The organism is Herbidospora mongoliensis (genome assembly GCF_001570545.1).
GTDB lineage: Bacteria > Actinomycetota > Actinomycetes > Streptosporangiales > Streptosporangiaceae > Herbidospora > Herbidospora mongoliensis.
In genome coordinates, this window is record NZ_BBXD01000008.1 from 155,547 (window position 1) to 172,280 (window position 16,734).

A 16,734-nucleotide genomic window follows, 5' to 3' on the forward strand; every position below is an offset into this window, starting at 1 on the left:
GTGTCCGTCCCTACGTAGTCTGAACTATGCCTGAATTGCCCGAGGTGGAGTCGCTGGCCGAGTTCCTGCGGGAGCGTGCGGTCGGTCAGGTCGTCCAGGCCGTCGACGTGGCGGCGTTTTCGGCGCTGAAGACCGTCTCACCCTCAGTTGGAGCCCTCGGTGGTCTCACCGTGACGACGGTCGCGCGGCACGGGAAGTTCCTCGACCTCGACTGCGACGGAATTCACCTGGTGTTTCACCTCGCCCGCGGCGGCTGGCTGCGGTGGCGCGACGATCTTTCCGGGGCCAAGCCGGTCAGGCCGGGGAAAGGGCCGCTCGCTCTGCGCGTGCGGTTCGCCCCCGACGACCTCGGGCTCGCCCCCGGGTTCGAACTGACCGAGGCGGGCACGCAGAAACGTCTGGCCGTCTACGTGGTGACCTCACCCGACGACGTGCCGGGCATCGCGGCCCTCGGCCCCGACCCGCTGCTGCCCTCCTTCACGGTCGAGACCCTCACCTCTCTCATCGAAGGCAAGCGGACCCAGATCAAGGGCCTGCTGCGCGACCAGAAGGTCATCGCCGGCATCGGCAACGCCTACTCCGACGAGGTCCTGCACGCGGCGAAGATGTCGCCCTTCAAAGTCGCCTCGACGTTGACGACCGAGCAGATCGCCTCTCTGTACGAGGCCATCGTCGTGACGCTGCGGGACGCGATCGAGCGGGCCAGGGGGATCGCCGCCAAAGACCTGAAAGCGGAGAAGAAGTCGGGTCTGCGGGTGCATGGGCGTACCGGTGAGAAGTGCGAAGTCTGCGGGGACACCATCCGTGAGGTGTCCTTCGCCGACTCCTCCCTGCAGTACTGCCCGACCTGCCAGACCGGCGGGAAACCGCTCGCTGATCGGCGGCTGAGCAAACTGCTCAAGTAGGGAGCAGCTGTCCCTAGACTGTGCCCATGACTCTGCGGGACGTTCAGCCGACCGGTGTGCCTGAGGGCGCTTACCTGCTCGACGTGCGTGAGGTTGACGAGTGGCGGGCCGGGCACGCGCCGTCGGCCACCCACATTCCGCTCGGGGAGCTGCAGAACCGGGTGGGCGAGGTGCCCCAGGGGCAGCCGGTCTATGTGATCTGCCGGGTCGGCGGGCGATCGGCCCAGGCGGCCACGTGGCTCAACCACGTGGGCTGGGACGCCGTCAACGTCGGTGGCGGGATGCAGTCGTGGGCCGCTTCGGGGCTGCCGATGCAGAGCGAGAGCGATGCGCAGCCGCCCTACGTGGCCTGACGGGTTCAGAGGCGGTAGTAGCCGAGCAGGTCGTCGAGGGCCTTCACCGGGTCGATGCGGACTCTCGTCCCGGTCTTGAAGGCGTTGATCATCCGCCCCTTGCCGATGTAGACGCCCACGTGGTGGGTGCCCTTCTTCGTACCGAAGAACACCAGGTCGCCGGGGGCCGGGACCTTCACCCGGCGCATGCGGCGCACGTGGTCGTCGGTGGTGCCGGGGCCGAGCACGTCGTAGTTGTAGCCGATCTTGTAGACCCAGCGGGTCAGGCCTGAGCAGTCCAGGCCGTGCGTCTTGGTGGCCGGGCAGGGCTTGATGTCGCCCCGGTAGCCCTGGCAGATGCCGAACGACGGGCCCGCGCCTCCGGCGTGGCCGCCGCCCCATGAATAGGGATATCGGCCGATCAGGGCATGCGCGGAGGCGAGGATCTGGTCCCGCGCGTCCGGCACGGGAACGGACGCGGCGGCACCGGCCAGGACAAGCGCGGCGATCACGGGAATCTTCATCGGTACGAGGGTAGAGGCGGCCCTCATGGACATCGCGCTCGCCGTTGTCGTCGCCGTTTCTCAATTGGCGATCGCATTCGGGACGAAAGTGCCGATGCACCCGGCGGCGATCATCGCGCTGGCTCTCGTGACGGCTGTCGCGTTGCTGTGGCGGCGTCGATTCCCGCTGCCCGTATTCGCGATAACAGTCGTCGCGCATCTGGCGAGTCTGCCCGCCGGGCCTCTCTGGTGGCTCGGGCCCGCGTCGGCGTGTGCGCTCTATGCCTGTGGACGTCACGCGCCCGCCCGCTTCGCCTGGCCGGCCGCCCTCATCGGGCTGGTGGTCTACTACGGGCCAGCGGTCAATCTGGGGCCGGTCATCCTCGTCGGCGCCGGTCATCTCATGCGGCTGCGCCGGGAGATGGCGGAGCGGGACCGGGCGGAGCTGATCAAGGAGGAGCGGCGGCGTATCGCCAGGGAGCTCCATGATGTGGTCGCCCACCACCTCACGGCCATGAACGTGCTGGTGGGCGCGGCCAGGTTGAAGCCGGAGAAGTCCGAGTCGTTGCTTCACAAGGCTGAAGAATCCGGGCGTCAGGCGATGACCGAAATGCGGCAGCTGCTTCATGTCTTACGCACTGACGGCGATCCGGTGCCCAGTTACGGGACCTCCGCGCTGCCCGGCCTGATCGAGAGGGCACGGGAGAACGGGCAGCCGGTCGACTACCGGGTCGTCGGGGAGGCGGCCGAGCTGCCTCCGGCCGCTGATCACGCCGTCTACCGCCTGGTTCAGGAAGCGCTGACGAACACCCGCAAGCATGCCTCGGGGGCGACCGCGACTGTGCACATCGCCTATGAGGAGGGGGGCGTGGAGGTTGACGTACAGGATGACGGGCCCGGAGGTCCGCCCGCTCCGCGCGGATATGGGCTGCGGGGGATGGCCGAACGGGTCGCCGCCTGTGGTGGGGTGCTGAGGGCGGGGCCTCAGCCCGCCGGAGGGTTCCGGGTGCGGGCGAGGATCCCCACATGATCCGGGTGCTGATCGCCGACGATCATCCGCTGGTCCGTGAGGGTCTGGGGCTGATCGTGGAGTCCACCGGTGACATGACGGTCGTGGGGGCGGCCGCCGACGGGGCGCAGGCGGTCCGGCTGGCCCGCGAGACCGAGCCCGACGTCGTGGTGATGGATCTGCACATGCCCCATGTCGACGGGCTGGCCGCCACCGCCGAACTCGCCGTCAGTCCGGTCAAGGTGCTCATCCTCAGCAACTTCGATCTCGACGAGCAGGTCGTGGACGCGCTGCGCGCGGGTGCGGCCGGGTTCCTGCCCAAGGACGTGTCGCCGGAGGATGTGATCGCGGCGATCCGGGTGGTCCATCGGGGCGAGGCGACGGTCGCGCCGAGGTTGCTGACGCGGCTGATCGGGTCGTTCGTGCGGGCCGCGAAGGTGCGGCCGGCCCGGCTGGCGGAGCTGACTCCCAAGGAGCGCGAGATCCTGACGTACATCGCGCACGGGCACTCCAACAGCGAGATCGCCACCGATCTGGAGCTGTCGCCGTCGACGGTCAAGAACCACATCACGAGCGTCTTCGCCAAGATCGGCGCTCGCGATCGGGCCCAGGCCGTGGTGGTCGCCTACGAATCGGGGCTGGTCAGGGCCATGGGAGCAGGGTCCTAGAAGCGATCCGGTACGTCAGCAGGAGGCCCGCCGAGCTCTTCCGGGTGAGCCTGGATGCATGAAAACGATCATTTTCGCCCTCGGGCTCAGCACGCTCGTCCCGGCCGCCCCGGCGACCTGGACCCCCTGCGGAGACGGCCTCCTCTGCGCGACCGTCACCGTCCCGGTCGACTGGGACCGGCCTGACGGCCCGTCCTTGGAACGCCAGGTGGTCAAGCTGCCCGCCACCGGCGAGCGGCGCGGCACGCTCCTGACCGCTCCCGGCGGGCCCGGCGAGGACGGCGTCGCCACCCTCCGCGAGAACGCCGGCCGCTACGGCCCGATCCGCGACCACTACGACGTCATCGGCTACCAGCCCAGGAACAGCGGCACCGGGGAACTCCTCCCGGCCTCCTGCCGGACGCCCGCCCTCACGACCGTCGAGGACCCGCCCGACCGGGCCACCTGGGACGCCCAGGCCCGCACGCTGAGGGCGGCCGTCGAGAAGTGCCGCGCCGACGACGCCTCCGGGCTGATGGAGAACCTCGACTCCCTGGATGTCGCCCGTGACATGGACGCCGTCCGTCGCCTGGCCGGGGCCGATCGGGTCCACGTTCTGGGCTGGTCGTACGGGGGGATCGCGGCCACCGCCTACGTCCGGCTGTTCCCCGGGAGGGTGCTCACCTTCACCGCCGACGGTACGCCCGACCAGATCGGCGGCCCGCCGGAACCCGACCCCGACGCCCCCGTGGCTCCGCCCGGCCCGGCCTTCGACGCCTTCGCCGACTGGTGTGACTGCGGTGACGTGCGGGCGACCTGGCGGAAGATCGTCGCCGACGCGCCTTCGGGTATGTACGTCAAGCCGTTCCTCGCCTCCTACCTGAACACCCCAGGGCTCTGGCCGCAGCTCAAGGACGGCATCCAGCGGGCCGCCGCCGGCGACTACTCGTTCTTCGAGGAGGCCGGCAAGGGCCTGGGCTTCCTCACGATGCCCGCGATGATGGCCGCCCGCTGCCCCGACGCCCTCGGCTACCAGAGCTACCGCGCCATGGTGAAGGGCCGTGCGCACGAGGACCGCGTCTCGCCCTACTCCGGCGGCATCAGCTTCGAGTCGCAGCTCTGCGCGGGCTGGCCGATCAAGCCCGCCAACCCGCCCCGGCCTCTCGCCGCCGAGGTCCCGGCGCTGGGCGTCGGCGGGATCGGCGGCGATCACGCCATGACGGCCGCCCTGGTCTCCCACTTCCCGCGCCACGCGACGGTCAAGCTGGAGAGCCCGCAGCACGTCGTGCACCTGAACCCCTGCGTGGCCGGTCATGTCGTCCGGCATATGGACCAGCAGGGGATCAGGGGCGCGTTGGTTTGTCAGGCCACCGCGTAGCCCAGGAGGCGTTCGGTTCGCTGGCCTTCGCAGTCTGGGCGGGTGGCGATGAAGTGGTCGCCGTTGCCGGGGATGTAGCAGCGGTAGACGGGCACCCGGCCGGGGGCCGGTTCGGTGTACACGCCGCCGACGGGGCCCAGCGGGCGGAGTCCTTCGCAGCCCGGGTCGTCGGTCAGGAGGTTGTGGCCGCCCACCTGGCATTCGTACAGGGGGATCGTGCCGGGGGAGGACTCGTCGCGGACCAGCCTGACGGTGAATTCGGGGGTGAATCCCGGCGGGAGCAGGCGGGACGACGCCCAGTGGCCGCGACTCGGGTGGTAGCCGCGGGTCAGAGCCGTGTACGGCAGTCGTTCGAACCCGCAGGACATGGCGCCGCGATTCGCGAGCGCCCAGGTCGCCCACGCCGGTTTGGCGGAACCGTCGGCGTTGCGGAGGCCCAGGGCCAGGCCGCCGGCGACCTCGTCGGGGTGGTCGCGCATGCGGTGGTAGACGTAGTTGACGATGCCGGGGGTGCCCAGCACGTTGCGGAACGAGTCGCACACGGCGGTGGCCTGGCGTTGTGGTGACGACGGCGCCAGGGAGTTCACCCCGCTTTCGGTGAGCTGCACCTCGGTGGCGTGCGCGGGGAAGTCGGCGCGCAACCAGCCGACCAGCGCGCCGAGATTGCCGTAACTGACGTAGGGGTAGTCGTCGGCGCTGAAGACGTTGCTGCGCAGGTCCGGCGCGTAGGGGTGGAAGGCCACCCGCCAGGCGCGGTCGCCCGCCCGGGCGGCCAGGCCGCGCAGGACGGTCTGGCCCGACAGGGTGGCGTCCGAGGCGGCGGGGCGTTCCAGTTCCACGCCAAACTGGTGGTCGAGGGAGATGAGCACCTTCGCGGTCGGCTGTTCGGCGATCACCTTGTCGTAGGCGGCGTTGTAGTTCGCGGCGATCTCGGTCAGCCAGCGGGTGACGTCGCAGCGGGTGCCCTGGCCGCAGCCGATGTCGAACCAGGCGTTGCTGTTGACCTCGTTGCCGATCACGAAGTCGGCGATGCGGCCGTGGTCGTGGAGGCCGTCGTAGCGGTCGGCGAGCATCCCGGCGAAACGGGCGTAATCGGTGGGGGCGTTGGGCGTACAGAAGATCTCGAAACCGGGGGCGGCCGGGGAGCACGGCTTGCCGGCGCGGGCCCAGGCGGGCGTGCCGTACACGACGGCGGTGACGGCCAGGCCGCGGGCGGTCCAGTCGCGGACGTCGGCGTCGAGCGCGGCCGGGACACTGAAGCACTGGCCGTCGTATTCCTGGTCGCCGGGGGCGCAGGGCGCGGTCGCCCGGGTGGGTTGCCATTCGGCCCAGACGAAGTTGAGCGCCACTCCACCGGCGTCGTTTCCTGAAATTTCGTTCTTGTCGGGCCAGGAGTCGGGCTGGATGGACTTGATCCGGTACGGATCTCGGGTCGGGTAGGGCAGGGGGGCCGCAGCGGCGGCGGGCACTGCGGTGATCAAGGGCATGGCGAGAAGAAAGGCGGCCGATAACGACCGCCAGCGGTGGGAGATCACACGCTGTCCTTTCGTGGAAGCGCGACAGGTGCGGCTATCCCTCCAGCGGAGGCGATGCCGCCAGTACTTGCTGAAAGTCGTAAGTAAGCAGCAGGTCGTATCCGCCGAGCTTTTCCAGCCCGTGGTAACCACGCCAAGCCGCCGTCGCCTCGGCACCCGGAGTGACCGCGTTCTCGCTGAAGCGAAATGTCACGCAGATCGGATATCGCGACAGCGGCATATCCCGGTCCTCATACTGAGGCTCGATCCCGAATCCATGGGTGAAAGCGACTTCGACCACTACCTGTCCGGCCACCGCCCGGAAGTCCGCGTACTCGCGGTGGATCCGCTCGAAATCCGCACCGAACAGCGGGGTGAGATCTTCCAGCAGTCGCGCGGGATTCGTGCGCGGCCGGACGAACAGGTAGTGGTACGAACTCATGTCAGCTCCAGGTCCACACGATGTCGAAACCGTCGCCCACCATGCGGAGGTACTTCATCGTCTGATCGGTGGTGAATTGCAGGTACCGGCGGACCCCCTCGCGCGCGTTCGCCTCCGTCAGAGGGTAGCCACGCGAGTCGATCAAGGCGTTCACCGCTTGTCCCTTCGCGCTCCTGATCTGACCCTGCACCGTGTTCGGGTTGTCGGTGGTGACCAGTTTGAACTCCAGCGGGAACGTCCCGTCGATCAGCGAGTCGGGTTGACGATTCTGGTTGGTGGAAGGGATCGCCTTGACGTACTTGCCTTCGGCCTGGAGGAACTCGGCCACGCGGCGCTCCTGCTCCGGGTCCCTGTTGGGCGGACTGTCGAACCGGGATTCGGTCTCGTCGATGTAGCCGACCGGCGGCATCGCGTCGAACACGCGGGCCGGGACGGTCAGGATCGGTTTGTCGCCGTGTCCGTTGAGCTGCAGGTCCCGCAGGGTCGGGAAGGTGATCCGGCCGGTGCCGATGACCAGACCGATCTGCGGCGCGTCCGGCTTGCGGATGAGCGTTCCGTCGGCGATCCGGGTCGGGAGCGCGTCGAACACCCGGGCGGGAACGATCTGCATGGGTTTGGCGCCGTAGCCGGTGTTCTCCAGCTCGGCCATGCTGGTGAACGGGATCTTCGCGCCGCCGACGACGCCCGCCTGGGTGGCGGAACCGGAGTTCTTGATCCGGGTCCCGTCGGCGATCTTGCTGGGTAGCGCGTCCCAGACCCGCGCGGGGATCACCAGCATCGGTTTGTCGCCGTATCCGGCGGCGGTCAGCTCCTCCACGCTGGTGAAGGGGATCTTCGCGCCGCCGACCACGCCCGCCTGGGACGCCGTGTCGGACTTCTTGAGCCGGGTGCCGTCCTCGATGCGGGTGGACAACGCGTTCCACAGCCGGGTGGGGATCACCAGCATCGGTTTGTCGCCGTATCCGGCGGCGATGAGCTCGTCCATGCTGATGAAGGGGATCTTCGCGCCGCCGACGACGGCTCCCTGGCTGGTGGTGGCCTCGTCCTTGATCCGCGTCCCGTCGAGCAGGATGTGGTCCACCGAATACTGGTTCACGGTCACGCCCGCGCCGGATCCGCCCGGGTCGGGCACGCCGCCGTTCACGGTGAACTGCCTGGCGGGGCTGTCCCAGGTGGTCAGGCGGGTGCCGTCGGCCGGGACGGAGCGCATGTGGTCGCGCTTGTCGATGCTGGCCGCGTTGACCAGCACCGGGCTGCCGCAGCCGGCCCCGCAGTTCGTGATCAGCAGTGGTGCGCCGCCGGCGAACTTGAACGTCCTGCTGCGTTCGTCCACGACGGTGGCGTTGTCGGCCGGGAACGGGCGCATGTGGTCGAGCGTGGCCACGCTGACCCCGTTGATCGCCACCGGGTTGCCGCACTCGACGTTGCAGTTCGACAGCAGGATGGGCGCGCCGCCGACGAACTTGAACACATTCCCCGACTCGTCCTTGGCGGTCGAACCGTCTACGGGCTGCGGGTTCATGTGGTCCAGCTGGGCCAGGCTCACCCCGTTGACCGGCACGGGGTTGCCGCATCCCACGCTGCAGTTCGACAGCAGGATGGGCGCGCCGCCGACGAACTTGAAGATGTTGCCCGACTCGTCCTTGGCCGTCGAACCGTCCGCGGGCTGCGGGTTCATGTGTTCGAGCGTCGCGACGCTCCACCCGTTGATCGGTACGGGGTTGCCGCACCCCACGCTGCAACTCGACAGGTGGATGGGTGCGCCGCCGACGAACTTGAAGATGTTGCCCGACTCGTCCTTGGCCGTCGAACCGTCGGCCGGGCGGGGGTTCATGTGCTCGTAGTAGACGATGCTCCACGCGGTGATCGGCACCGGGTTGCCGCAGCCGACGCTGCAGTTCGACAGGTGGATGGGTGCGCCGCCGACGAACTTGAAGATGTTCCCGGCCTCGTCGCTGGCGGTGGAGCCGTCGGCCGGGCGGGGGTCCATGTGGTCGAGGTTCGCGACGCTCCAGCCGTTGATCGGCACGGGGTTGCCGCAGCCCACGCTGCAGCTCGACAGGTGGATCGGCGCGCCGCCGACGAACTTGAACACGTGACCGGCCTCGTCGCGCGCGGTCGCCGCGTCCACCGGCCGCTGCCGCATGTGGTTGGCCGGGTGGACCAGCTGCAGCGTCCCGGCCGGTACGGAGATCGGGCTCCCGCACCCGACCGTGCAACTCGACAGGTGCACCGGCGCGCCGCCGACGAACTTGAAGATGTTGCCGGCCTCGTCGCGGGCGGTCGCCGCGTCTCTCGGGTAGGCCCGCCCGGCGTCGACGATCGCCTGGGTGACCTTGACCGGCGTCCCCGGGCAGAAGCCCGAGGGGCAGCTCGTCATCCACAGCGGCGCCCCGCCGACCACCTTGTACACGCGGCCGGTGTCACAGGTCTGCAGGACGGTTCCGTCCGGTACGGCGCTGATCGAGGAGATTTGCGGGCAGGGAATCGGCACCGACGGATCAGGCTGCGGGACCGGCGGCGGCTGCACCGGGTCGGTCGGCGCCGGGGGGATCTCGTTCGGCGGGAACACCGGCGGCTCCCCCGACACGTAGCGGCAGGGCCGCAGTGACGGGTCGCTCCCGTTCCTGATCAGGTAGCCGGTGTCCCCATAGGTCGTCATGCCGCAGTAGGTGCCGGGTCCGGCCCACGGCACGTCGGCCACGTTGGAGCACGGTCCCGGACACCAGCCGGTGCCGACGCTCCCGCCGACCCGGCGGTTGAACGGCCGCGCGTTCGGGCCCTCGAGCGGCCCCCAGCCGGTGACGGTCAGGTCGCCGTCGCCGTTTCCGTACACCCCGCTTTCGTCGCAGCCCTGGAACGCCCCGGACACGCGGACCCGGCCCGACGTCACGGTCGAGGCGACGTAACTGGAGATCGAGCAGTTGGGGCCGTCCGGGTAGCCGCCGAACTTCCAGGAGAACAGCAGGTTGGCCGGGTCGGCCTGCGCGGGCGTGCTGACGAGAATCGACAGGAACAGCGCCAGCAGTGCGACGACGCTGAACGAACAGCGCCTTACTAGGTTCATCGTGCTCCTTTTGCCGGTACGGCTGACCACGGATGATTTGGGCGCGTCCGGGCATGCGAAAGACCGGCGGTGCCGTTTTCGCGAAAAGAAATGCCACCGGTCGAGGCCGTCCCCCTCGACCGATGGGCGAACGCCCCGAAGTCGATATTCAGAGTGCCCGCGACGGCCCCCGCGCCGATAGGTCCGGGCGATTGCTTTTGCCGCAAGATCGATAACCTGAAATGCATGAATCTCGGTGATCCCGCTTGTTATGCCGCTCTCGCCGCCGACCGCGAACCCAGCCCCCACCAGTTGCGGCTCTTCCTCGTGCTCGCCGAGGAACTGCATTTCGGTCGTGCGGCCGCTCGCCTGTTCATGACCCAGCCCGCCCTCAGCAGACAGATCCGCACGCTGGAAGAGCGATTACGCGTCGATCTGCTGATCCGGACGTCGCGCCGGGCGGAGCTCACCGACGCGGGCCGGGCGCTGGTCCCGGAGGCCCTGGCCGTGGTGCAGGCGATCGGCCAGTTCCAGCGGGTCGCCGCCGGGCTGGCCCGGGAGATCAAGGGGCATCTCCGGCTGGGAGTGGTGGGCGGTGAGGCGGCCATGCCGTACACGATCGCGATCCTGGCCGAACTGGCCGCGCGGCATCCCGCGATCTCGGTCGAGATGCGCAACGTCGACTACATCGACCAGTTCGACGCGCTCACCCACGGCGAGGTCGACGCGTCGTTCCTGCGCTCGCCGCTGCCGCTCACGCTGCGCACGCTGAATCTGGCCATCGAGCCGAGGGTCGTCTGCCTGCCCGCCGCCGATCCACTGGCCGCCCATACGTCGATCACGCTGGCGCAGCTCAGCGGGCATGTCTTCGTGGACGTCGTACCGGACGTGCCTCGCTCCTGGTGGGACCAGTGGGCGATCAACCCGCGCCCTGACGGGACGTCCGTGCGCTTCGGCCCGATCGCCAACGACATCGAGACGATGCTGCTGGCGGTCGCCCGGGGTCAGGCGATCACGTTCCTGCCGGCCGCCGCGCGCCGCCTCTACCCACGCCCCGGCATCGCTTATGTCGACGTCGTCGACCTGCCGGACAGCACCGCCGCGCTGGCCTGGCATCCCGGCAACACCAGCCACACCGTCCTGGCCCTCCTGGACTGTGCCCGTACGGTCCTGGCCCGCGAGAGTTCGTAGAACGCGTCACCGATAGACGAGACCGGACAGACGCCAGGCCAGCCGGCGGCGGAAGGCCGGGATGGTGGCGAGCAGCCGCAGGACGACGTTCCGGACCGGCCGGACCCGCCGGTCGACGGTGGCGAGCCGGGTGAGCCGGTCGGCGAGGGACACGACCTGCTGAGCCACCGGCCTGCGGGTGGCGCCGTAGGCGTCGAGCAGGTCGGGGGAGCCGCCGCCGAGAACCGCGTCGAGCGCCTGGGCGAGGGCGACCCCGTCGGTGATCCCGGCGTTCATGCCCTGCCCGCCCGCCGGACTGTGCACGTGAGCGGCGTCTCCGGCCAGCAGGATCCGCCGCTCACGGTAGGTGTCGGCGATCCGGTGGTGAACCTGGAACCGCGAGCCCCACACCACCTCCTTGACGACCGCCCGGCTCGCCTCGGGCCCGCGCGTGTCGAGCAGGCCTTGGACGAACGCGACGTCGGGCTCCTTCGGCGCCTCGGCCACGGTCGCCACGATCCTGTAGGTGCCACCGGGAAGGGGCGCGACCACGAGCACCCCGGCGGGGGAGAAGTAGAGGATCACCTCGTCGTCCGGCACTCCTCCGGAAAGCCGCACGTCGGCCAGGCTGAACGACTCCGGGTAGGCACTCCCGGTGAAGGCGATGCCGGCCTGTGCGCGCACCGTGCTGTGCATGCCGTCGGCGCCGACCACGTAGGCCGCGCGGACGCTCTCGCCGCTCGCGAACGTCACGGTCGCCCCGGCCGCGTCCTGCTCGACCCCGGTCACGGTGTACGGCCGGAGCACCCGCCCGCCCAGCTCGGTCAGCCGCGCCAGCAGCACCGCCTCGGTGACCTCCTGGGAGATCATCAGCGTGTACGGATAGGCCGTCGGCAGCCCCCCGAACGGCACCGGCACGAGCACCCGGTCGCGGTCACGAACGGTGAAGCGGTTCGCGTGCAGGCCCTGGGCGACGAGCGTGTCGACCACGCCGAGCGGCTCCAGCACCTCCAGGGTGCGAGCGTGCACGACGGCGGCCCGGGTGGTGTTGGCCCCCTCCGCCTGACCGTCGACGACGGTGACGTGGCGGCCCAGCCGCGCGAGCCCGACCGCCACGGTGAGTCCCGTGGGCCCGGCCCCGACGACCAGGACGTCGGTGGTGGTGGGAAGCATGATGACCTCCAATGTCAACGCTTGTTGGCATCAGTGTGCGCCGACCGTTCGGTCAATGTCAACACATGTTGGCCTACACTTGTTGGCATGAGGAGATCGTCCGAGGACACCAAGGCGTCGATCCTGGTCGCGGCCCGGGAGCGTTTCGCCGCCGACGGCTACGACCGCACGACCATCAGGGCCATCGCCGCCGACGCCGCCATCGATCCCTCGATGGTGATGCGCTACTTCGGGAACAAGGAGAAGCTGTTCGCCGCCGCGGCCGACTTCGACCTCCAGCTTCCCGACCTGGCCGACGTCCCCCGAGACCGGATCGGCGCGACACTGGCCGCCCATTTCGTCGAGCGCTGGGAGGCCGACGAGGCGCTGATGGTGCTCCTGCGTACCGCCGTCACCAACGAGGAGGTCGCCGGACGGATGCGCGAGATCTTCGCGGGCCAGCTCGGCCCCCTGGCGGTCAGTCTGTCGGGCGACCCGGGGAGCGCCGCGCGCCGGGCCGGTCTCGTCGCCACCCAGATGCTGGGCCTGGCCCTGTGCCGCTACGTCCTGCGCCTGCCGCCCGTCGTCGAGATGACGCACCAGGAGGTCGTCGCCTGGCTGGGGCCGACCCTGCAGCGCTACCTTCTCGGGGACGCGTACGGCGGGTGATCAGACGAAACTTTTAGGTGAAAACTTTCGCCGATGAAAATCAGAAGTTCGTAAGATCGTTGACAAATGTGTGCGACGAAGCTCACACTTCCGACATTCATCGCGTTAGGCATTGGGTCGGCACCGAACGCGCGCGGTGGAGTTCCTGTAAGACCCGACAAGAGGAGCGACATGCCGTCCTCTCGCCCACTCCACGCCAAACGATCATTAGCTACTGCGCTACTCGCAGTGCCTGCTTTGCTCATCGGTACGCCCGGGGTGGCCTTCGCCGCCGAGACCGGAGCCCCGCCCGTCCTCGACGTCGCCACCCTCTCCCCGGTGGCCCCCGTCCTGAACTACAACGGCGTGGCGAACAACGCCTACGTGACCTCCAGCAGCACCGGCGCCGGTGGCTGGTTCACCGGCAACGACGTCACGCTGAACCTGTCGGCGACCGACGACGACGCCGTGGCCCTGTTCCGGGTGACCATCGCGGGGAGCGCGGTCGACGTGCCCGCTGTGCAGAACGGAACCCGGGGCACGGCCGCGCACGTGATCAGCGGTGACCGCAACAGCAGCGTGAGCTATGTCGCCGTCGACGCGGCCGGCAACGCCTCGGCCGCCCGGACGATCACCGTGCGGATCGACACCAAGGCGCCGGTCGCGGCCTGGCCGGGCATCCCCAACGGCAAGGTCGCGCACAGCGCGCTCCCCGCCGCCATCTCACCGACCCGTACCGACGCCACCCCCGGCTCGGGCGGCGCGGCGGTGCGCGACATGTGGATCGACGGCGTCTGGACCTACCCGATGCCGCTGGACCTCGCCACCCTCTCCGTCGGTCAGCACACCTGGGCGGTCAACCTCGGCGACTCCGCCGGCAACGGCGCCAAGTACACGCTGACCTTCGAGATCACCACCTCGATCGCGGACCTGCGCGCCCTGGTCCAGCGTTACGTGACCGCCGGGAAGGTCTCCACGCCCAACGGTGCTCGCCTGCTGGCGCTGCTCACCGAAGCTGAAGGCGGCGCCGCCGAGGCGGCGCTGGTCAAGTTCGGCGCGCTGGCCGCGAAGGTGACGCCCGCCGGCTACATGCGCGACTCGCTGGTCAAGGACGCCGCCTACCTGGTGGAGGAACTCCAGGGCGTCGACCACCCCGACGTCGTCACCGGCATCGCGGTGAGCGCGGGCAAGGGCCTGGACCGCTACCCGTTCCGGGCTCCGGGCGAGGCCGTGCGGAACAAGCGGCCCAAGTTCAAGATCCTGCTGTTCGGCAACCGCCCTGGAGCGTTCCGGCACGAGCACATCCCGCTGACGATGGCGACGATCCAGGACCTCGGCCGGGCCAACTCCTTCGACGTCGACGTCTACGACTACCTCAGCCCCGAGGTCTCCGTTCAGGGCAACCCGTTCGAGAGCGCCGAGCGCCTGTCGCAGTACGACGCCCTGGTCGGCGTCTCCAGCGTCGGCAATGACGTGTTCGTCACCAACCGCCCCTCGACGACCACCCCCGGCGCCACCGTCGACGAGCAGGCCGCGCTCCAGACCTACATCCGCAACGGCGGCGGCTTCGTGGCCATCCACGGCGCCACCGACTCGATGCACAACTGGGACTGGTACAAGAACCTGGTCGGCGGCGAGTTCGACAACCACGGCTCCAACGCCGGTGGCATCCAGAACACCTGCGGCGGCTGCCTCGTCGCCGAACTGGTCACCGAGGACGGCACTCACCCGGCCACCCGTCACTTCGACAAGAAGATGACGATCTCGGACGAGCTCTACAACTGGCGGGGCTTCCTTCCCCGCGAGAAGGGGCACATCCTGCAGACGCTGACCGAGTCGACCTACGTGTCCGGCATCGGCAACAGCGCGGGCCGGATCGAGGGCGCCGACCACCCGATCTCGTGGTGTGTCAACTACGACGGCGGGCGTTCCTTCACCCAGGCGCTCCTGCACAACTGGCAGCTCACCGCCAACCCGATCTTCCAGCAGAACATCCTGGAAGGCATCAAGTGGGCCGCCGGCGAGTCGTCCGGGAACTGCTCCACCCACCTCGAGATGCGTGGGCTGGTCGCCGCCGGAGTGACCGACGGGTCCGTCGGGGCCGATCTGGCCGCCACGCTGAACGGCGCGATCGACGCCTCGTACAACGCCTACCTGGTCAAGGACTACGTCGAGGCCATGGAGCAGGCCAAGGTCGTCCGCCGCGAGGTCAAGGCCAACCTGCCCGGTCCCGACAACACCCCGATCCGGGAGCGCGCCAAGGAGCTCGCCGAGTGGATGAAGGTGCTCGCCGACGACGCCGTCATCCTGCGCTTCGTGTCCGAGCCGGCGGGGGCCACCCACCAGCCCGGTGACGACGCGGTCTTCGCCGCGCCCGCCGACGGCCAGAACGTCACCTACCAGTGGCAGGTCAAGGCACCGGGCTCGGCAGACTGGGCGGACGTGCCCGGCCAGACCTCGTTCGCGATCGCTGTGGTCGCGGCGCCGGAACTGGACGGCTCCGAGTACCGGGTCCGCGCGACGGACCCGACCGGCGCGATCATCTCGCGTTCGGCGGTCCTGCAGGTCAGCTGACCCATCCGTCTCACCGCCGGTGGCCCGAGTACTTCGGGCCACCGGCCTGGCGAACAACCAGAAGTGGATCGATGCGCCGCTCTCTCATCCCCGCCGTGGCCGCGCTCGTCCTGTGCGCCGCGTGCGGCACCCCGGCCGATCCCGCGCCGGCGGCGGTCACCTGCGAATCAGGGCCGCGTACGTCTCTGGCCACGTCCGGTGACACCGAGTGGCGCCACCCCGACCGGTCCTTCTACGCCCCGGCCGACCAGGACGTGCCCAACGGCGCCAGCCTGGAGCACCTGCTCACCCTGGACAACGCCCTGATCGTCCAGTACTCGCCGCAGCTGCCGCAGCCGTCGATCGACGCGCTCCGCGACTGGGCGGCGATGCAGACCGCGACGGTGGCCGTGCCGGGACCCGCCGATCCCGTCATCCGCGCCACGCTCGCCTCGACGGAACTCACCTGCGACGGGCTGGACGTGGCCCAGCTCACGACACTGGCCGGCTCCCGGACGACCGGACAGGTGACCGAACACGGCGACTCGTAGGCAACGGCGAGAACGGCTCAATCTCAGGTGGCCTTCCAGCCGGAAGTCGTCCCCCCACGCCAGACGGCCTCGATCGCCACGATGGTCGTGCCGGCGGGCGCGTTCCCGACACCACAACCGTCCGCGCTGCCGTTCCCGTCGGCGACGTCCCGGATCTGGCCGTTGGAGAGCCTCATGCGGCCGTAGACGCCCACATTGTCGGGCAGCATGTCGCAGGCGTAGAAGACCGTGTGGGAGGAGTTGACCGAGGCCGATCCAACCTTGATGTTTTTCGTGTTCTTGACTTCGACGGCCGTCACATGGGCGGACGCGGGCGCCGCGAGCGCCAGCACGCCGATGGCGCTGACGAGGGCCATGACTGAGGTTACCTTGCGCAACAGGCTCTCCTTCGTGATGGGTTGCCATCCTTCTGACCAGGTCAGAGATGGCAACGGAGGTTTCGGCTGAGCCTGCCGTTGTGGCCTATATTCTTTTTATATCCGTCCTGTTCGTCGTTATCGGCAGCGAAAGAGATGACCCAAGGGTGGCCGTGCGAGGGGGCATGGTGCACCAAGTGGGGCGAACCGGGCTGAGAGGGCGACCAGCGTCGCCGACCGCATTGACCTGTCCGGATGGTGCGGCCTCCGCGTGCGGTGCTGTTGGTGCTCAGGTCAGGGGTTTGCTAGGTGCTGGTAGGCACCTCTTTGGCTCCTCGTACAGCAACGAAGTACAGCAGCCACTCGTTTTTGCATCACATTGGCGACTCGCAGCGACCCGCGCTCCGTCTTCGTTGACGGTGGCGATGCGTGATCGTCGGGGCGGAAGGTCGACCCCCAAGACATGCCCGCTGTGGCTGATCAGACGGTCCCGGGCCGGCGCGGTCCTACGGGGTTTACGGCCCATCG

The 16,734-nt window shown here is 69.3% G+C and carries 15 protein-coding genes; 9 read left to right on the forward strand and 6 right to left on the reverse strand.

Features of this window, described 5'->3' with window-relative positions; genetic code table 11:
- The first annotated feature begins 26 nt into the window (after positions 1-26).
- A complete protein-coding gene (locus tag AW272_RS00835) occupies positions 27-905 on the forward strand; it encodes an Fpg/Nei family DNA glycosylase (RefSeq protein ID WP_066360059.1) in 879 nt (292 codons plus the stop codon).
- Between the two features lie 26 nt (positions 906-931).
- Positions 932-1,258: a rhodanese-like domain-containing protein gene (locus AW272_RS00840; RefSeq protein ID WP_066360060.1), complete on the forward strand. Its 327-nt coding sequence runs from the start codon at positions 932-934 to the stop codon at positions 1,256-1,258.
- 5 nt (positions 1,259-1,263) lie between these two features.
- Here the strand turns inward: AW272_RS00840 and AW272_RS00845 are convergent, their stop codons facing one another.
- Complete coding sequence (locus AW272_RS00845) at positions 1,264-1,761, reverse strand: C40 family peptidase (protein WP_245657153.1); 498 nt, start codon at positions 1,759-1,761, stop codon at positions 1,264-1,266.
- A 25-nt stretch (positions 1,762-1,786) separates the two neighbouring features.
- Between AW272_RS00845 and AW272_RS00850 the strand changes: the two genes are divergently transcribed.
- From AW272_RS00850 to AW272_RS00860, 3 genes are read left to right on the forward strand one after another with little or no spacing between them, the layout of a single operon-like run.
- Entirely contained in the window at positions 1,787-2,770 is a 984-nt protein-coding gene (locus AW272_RS00850; protein WP_066360062.1) for a sensor histidine kinase, read from the forward strand.
- Positions 2,767-3,417, forward strand: a complete 651-nt coding sequence (locus AW272_RS00855) for a response regulator (protein WP_066360064.1) — start codon at positions 2,767-2,769, stop codon at positions 3,415-3,417. The genes AW272_RS00850 and AW272_RS00855 overlap by 4 nt, the downstream gene beginning before the upstream one ends.
- A gap of 58 nt (positions 3,418-3,475) precedes the next feature.
- Entirely contained in the window at positions 3,476-4,774 is a 1,299-nt protein-coding gene (locus AW272_RS00860; RefSeq protein WP_066360066.1) for an alpha/beta fold hydrolase, read from the forward strand.
- Here AW272_RS00860 and AW272_RS00865 read toward each other — a convergent pair.
- The 3 genes from AW272_RS00865 to AW272_RS00875 form a co-directional block, all read right to left on the reverse strand.
- Positions 4,759-6,261 carry a DUF5722 domain-containing protein gene (locus AW272_RS00865; protein WP_066361166.1) on the reverse strand — a complete coding sequence of 501 codons (1,503 nt, stop codon included), beginning with the start codon at positions 6,259-6,261 and terminating at the stop codon, positions 4,759-4,761. The two genes, AW272_RS00860 and AW272_RS00865, sit on opposite strands and share 16 nt — an antisense overlap.
- A gap of 82 nt (positions 6,262-6,343) precedes the next feature.
- Complete coding sequence (locus AW272_RS00870) at positions 6,344-6,730, reverse strand: hypothetical protein (protein WP_066360070.1); 387 nt, start codon at positions 6,728-6,730, stop codon at positions 6,344-6,346.
- Position 6,731: 1 nt separating this feature from the next.
- Positions 6,732-9,797, reverse strand: a complete 3,066-nt coding sequence (locus tag AW272_RS00875; RefSeq protein ID WP_066360073.1) for a CdiA C-terminal domain-containing protein — start codon at positions 9,795-9,797, stop codon at positions 6,732-6,734.
- 225 nt (positions 9,798-10,022) lie between these two features.
- Between AW272_RS00875 and AW272_RS00880 the strand changes: the two genes are divergently transcribed.
- Positions 10,023-10,967: a LysR family transcriptional regulator gene (locus AW272_RS00880; protein WP_066360075.1), complete on the forward strand. Its 945-nt coding sequence runs from the start codon at positions 10,023-10,025 to the stop codon at positions 10,965-10,967.
- Between the two features lie 6 nt (positions 10,968-10,973).
- Here AW272_RS00880 and AW272_RS00885 read toward each other — a convergent pair whose 3' ends face one another.
- Complete coding sequence (locus tag AW272_RS00885; RefSeq protein ID WP_066361167.1) at positions 10,974-12,119, reverse strand: FAD-dependent monooxygenase; 1,146 nt, start codon at positions 12,117-12,119, stop codon at positions 10,974-10,976.
- A gap of 87 nt (positions 12,120-12,206) precedes the next feature.
- Between AW272_RS00885 and AW272_RS00890 the strand changes: the two genes are divergently transcribed.
- The 3 genes from AW272_RS00890 (at position 12,207) to AW272_RS00900 (ending at position 15,850) form a co-directional block, all read left to right on the forward strand.
- Positions 12,207-12,767: a TetR/AcrR family transcriptional regulator gene (locus AW272_RS00890; protein WP_066360077.1), complete on the forward strand. Its 561-nt coding sequence runs from the start codon at positions 12,207-12,209 to the stop codon at positions 12,765-12,767.
- Between the two features lie 228 nt (positions 12,768-12,995).
- On the forward strand, positions 12,996-15,320 hold the full coding sequence (locus AW272_RS00895) for a ThuA domain-containing protein (protein WP_157518092.1): 2,325 nt from the start codon (positions 12,996-12,998) through the stop codon (positions 15,318-15,320).
- Between the two features lie 71 nt (positions 15,321-15,391).
- Positions 15,392-15,850: a hypothetical protein gene (locus tag AW272_RS00900; protein ID WP_066360085.1), complete on the forward strand. Its 459-nt coding sequence runs from the start codon at positions 15,392-15,394 to the stop codon at positions 15,848-15,850.
- A 23-nt stretch (positions 15,851-15,873) separates the two neighbouring features.
- On the opposite strand, the gene AW272_RS00905 is transcribed toward AW272_RS00900, so the two are convergent.
- Positions 15,874-16,227 (reverse strand): hypothetical protein, encoded by a 354-nt coding sequence (locus tag AW272_RS00905; RefSeq protein ID WP_157518095.1) that lies wholly within the window; start codon positions 16,225-16,227, stop codon positions 15,874-15,876.
- Between the last annotated feature and the right edge of the window lie 507 nt (positions 16,228-16,734).

Coding starts and splice junctions, on each gene's coding strand:
- AW272_RS00835 (WP_066360059.1), top strand. CDS start 27: ATGCCTGAATTGCCCGAGGTGGAGTCGCTGGCCGAGTTCCTGCGGGAG.
- AW272_RS00840 (WP_066360060.1), top strand. CDS start 932: ATGACTCTGCGGGACGTTCAGCCGACCGGTGTGCCTGAGGGCGCTTAC.
- AW272_RS00845 (WP_245657153.1), bottom strand. CDS start 1,761: ATGAAGATTCCCGTGATCGCCGCGCTTGTCCTGGCCGGTGCCGCCGCG.
- AW272_RS00850 (WP_066360062.1), top strand. CDS start 1,787: ATGGACATCGCGCTCGCCGTTGTCGTCGCCGTTTCTCAATTGGCGATC.
- AW272_RS00855 (WP_066360064.1), top strand. CDS start 2,767: ATGATCCGGGTGCTGATCGCCGACGATCATCCGCTGGTCCGTGAGGGT.
- AW272_RS00860 (WP_066360066.1), top strand. CDS start 3,476: ATGAAAACGATCATTTTCGCCCTCGGGCTCAGCACGCTCGTCCCGGCC.
- AW272_RS00865 (WP_066361166.1), bottom strand. CDS start 6,261: ATGCCCTTGATCACCGCAGTGCCCGCCGCCGCTGCGGCCCCCCTGCCC.
- AW272_RS00870 (WP_066360070.1), bottom strand. CDS start 6,730: ATGAGTTCGTACCACTACCTGTTCGTCCGGCCGCGCACGAATCCCGCG.
- AW272_RS00875 (WP_066360073.1), bottom strand. CDS start 9,797: ATGAACCTAGTAAGGCGCTGTTCGTTCAGCGTCGTCGCACTGCTGGCG.
- AW272_RS00880 (WP_066360075.1), top strand. CDS start 10,023: ATGAATCTCGGTGATCCCGCTTGTTATGCCGCTCTCGCCGCCGACCGC.
- AW272_RS00885 (WP_066361167.1), bottom strand. CDS start 12,119: ATGCTTCCCACCACCACCGACGTCCTGGTCGTCGGGGCCGGGCCCACG.
- AW272_RS00890 (WP_066360077.1), top strand. CDS start 12,207: ATGAGGAGATCGTCCGAGGACACCAAGGCGTCGATCCTGGTCGCGGCC.
- AW272_RS00900 (WP_066360085.1), top strand. CDS start 15,392: ATGCGCCGCTCTCTCATCCCCGCCGTGGCCGCGCTCGTCCTGTGCGCC.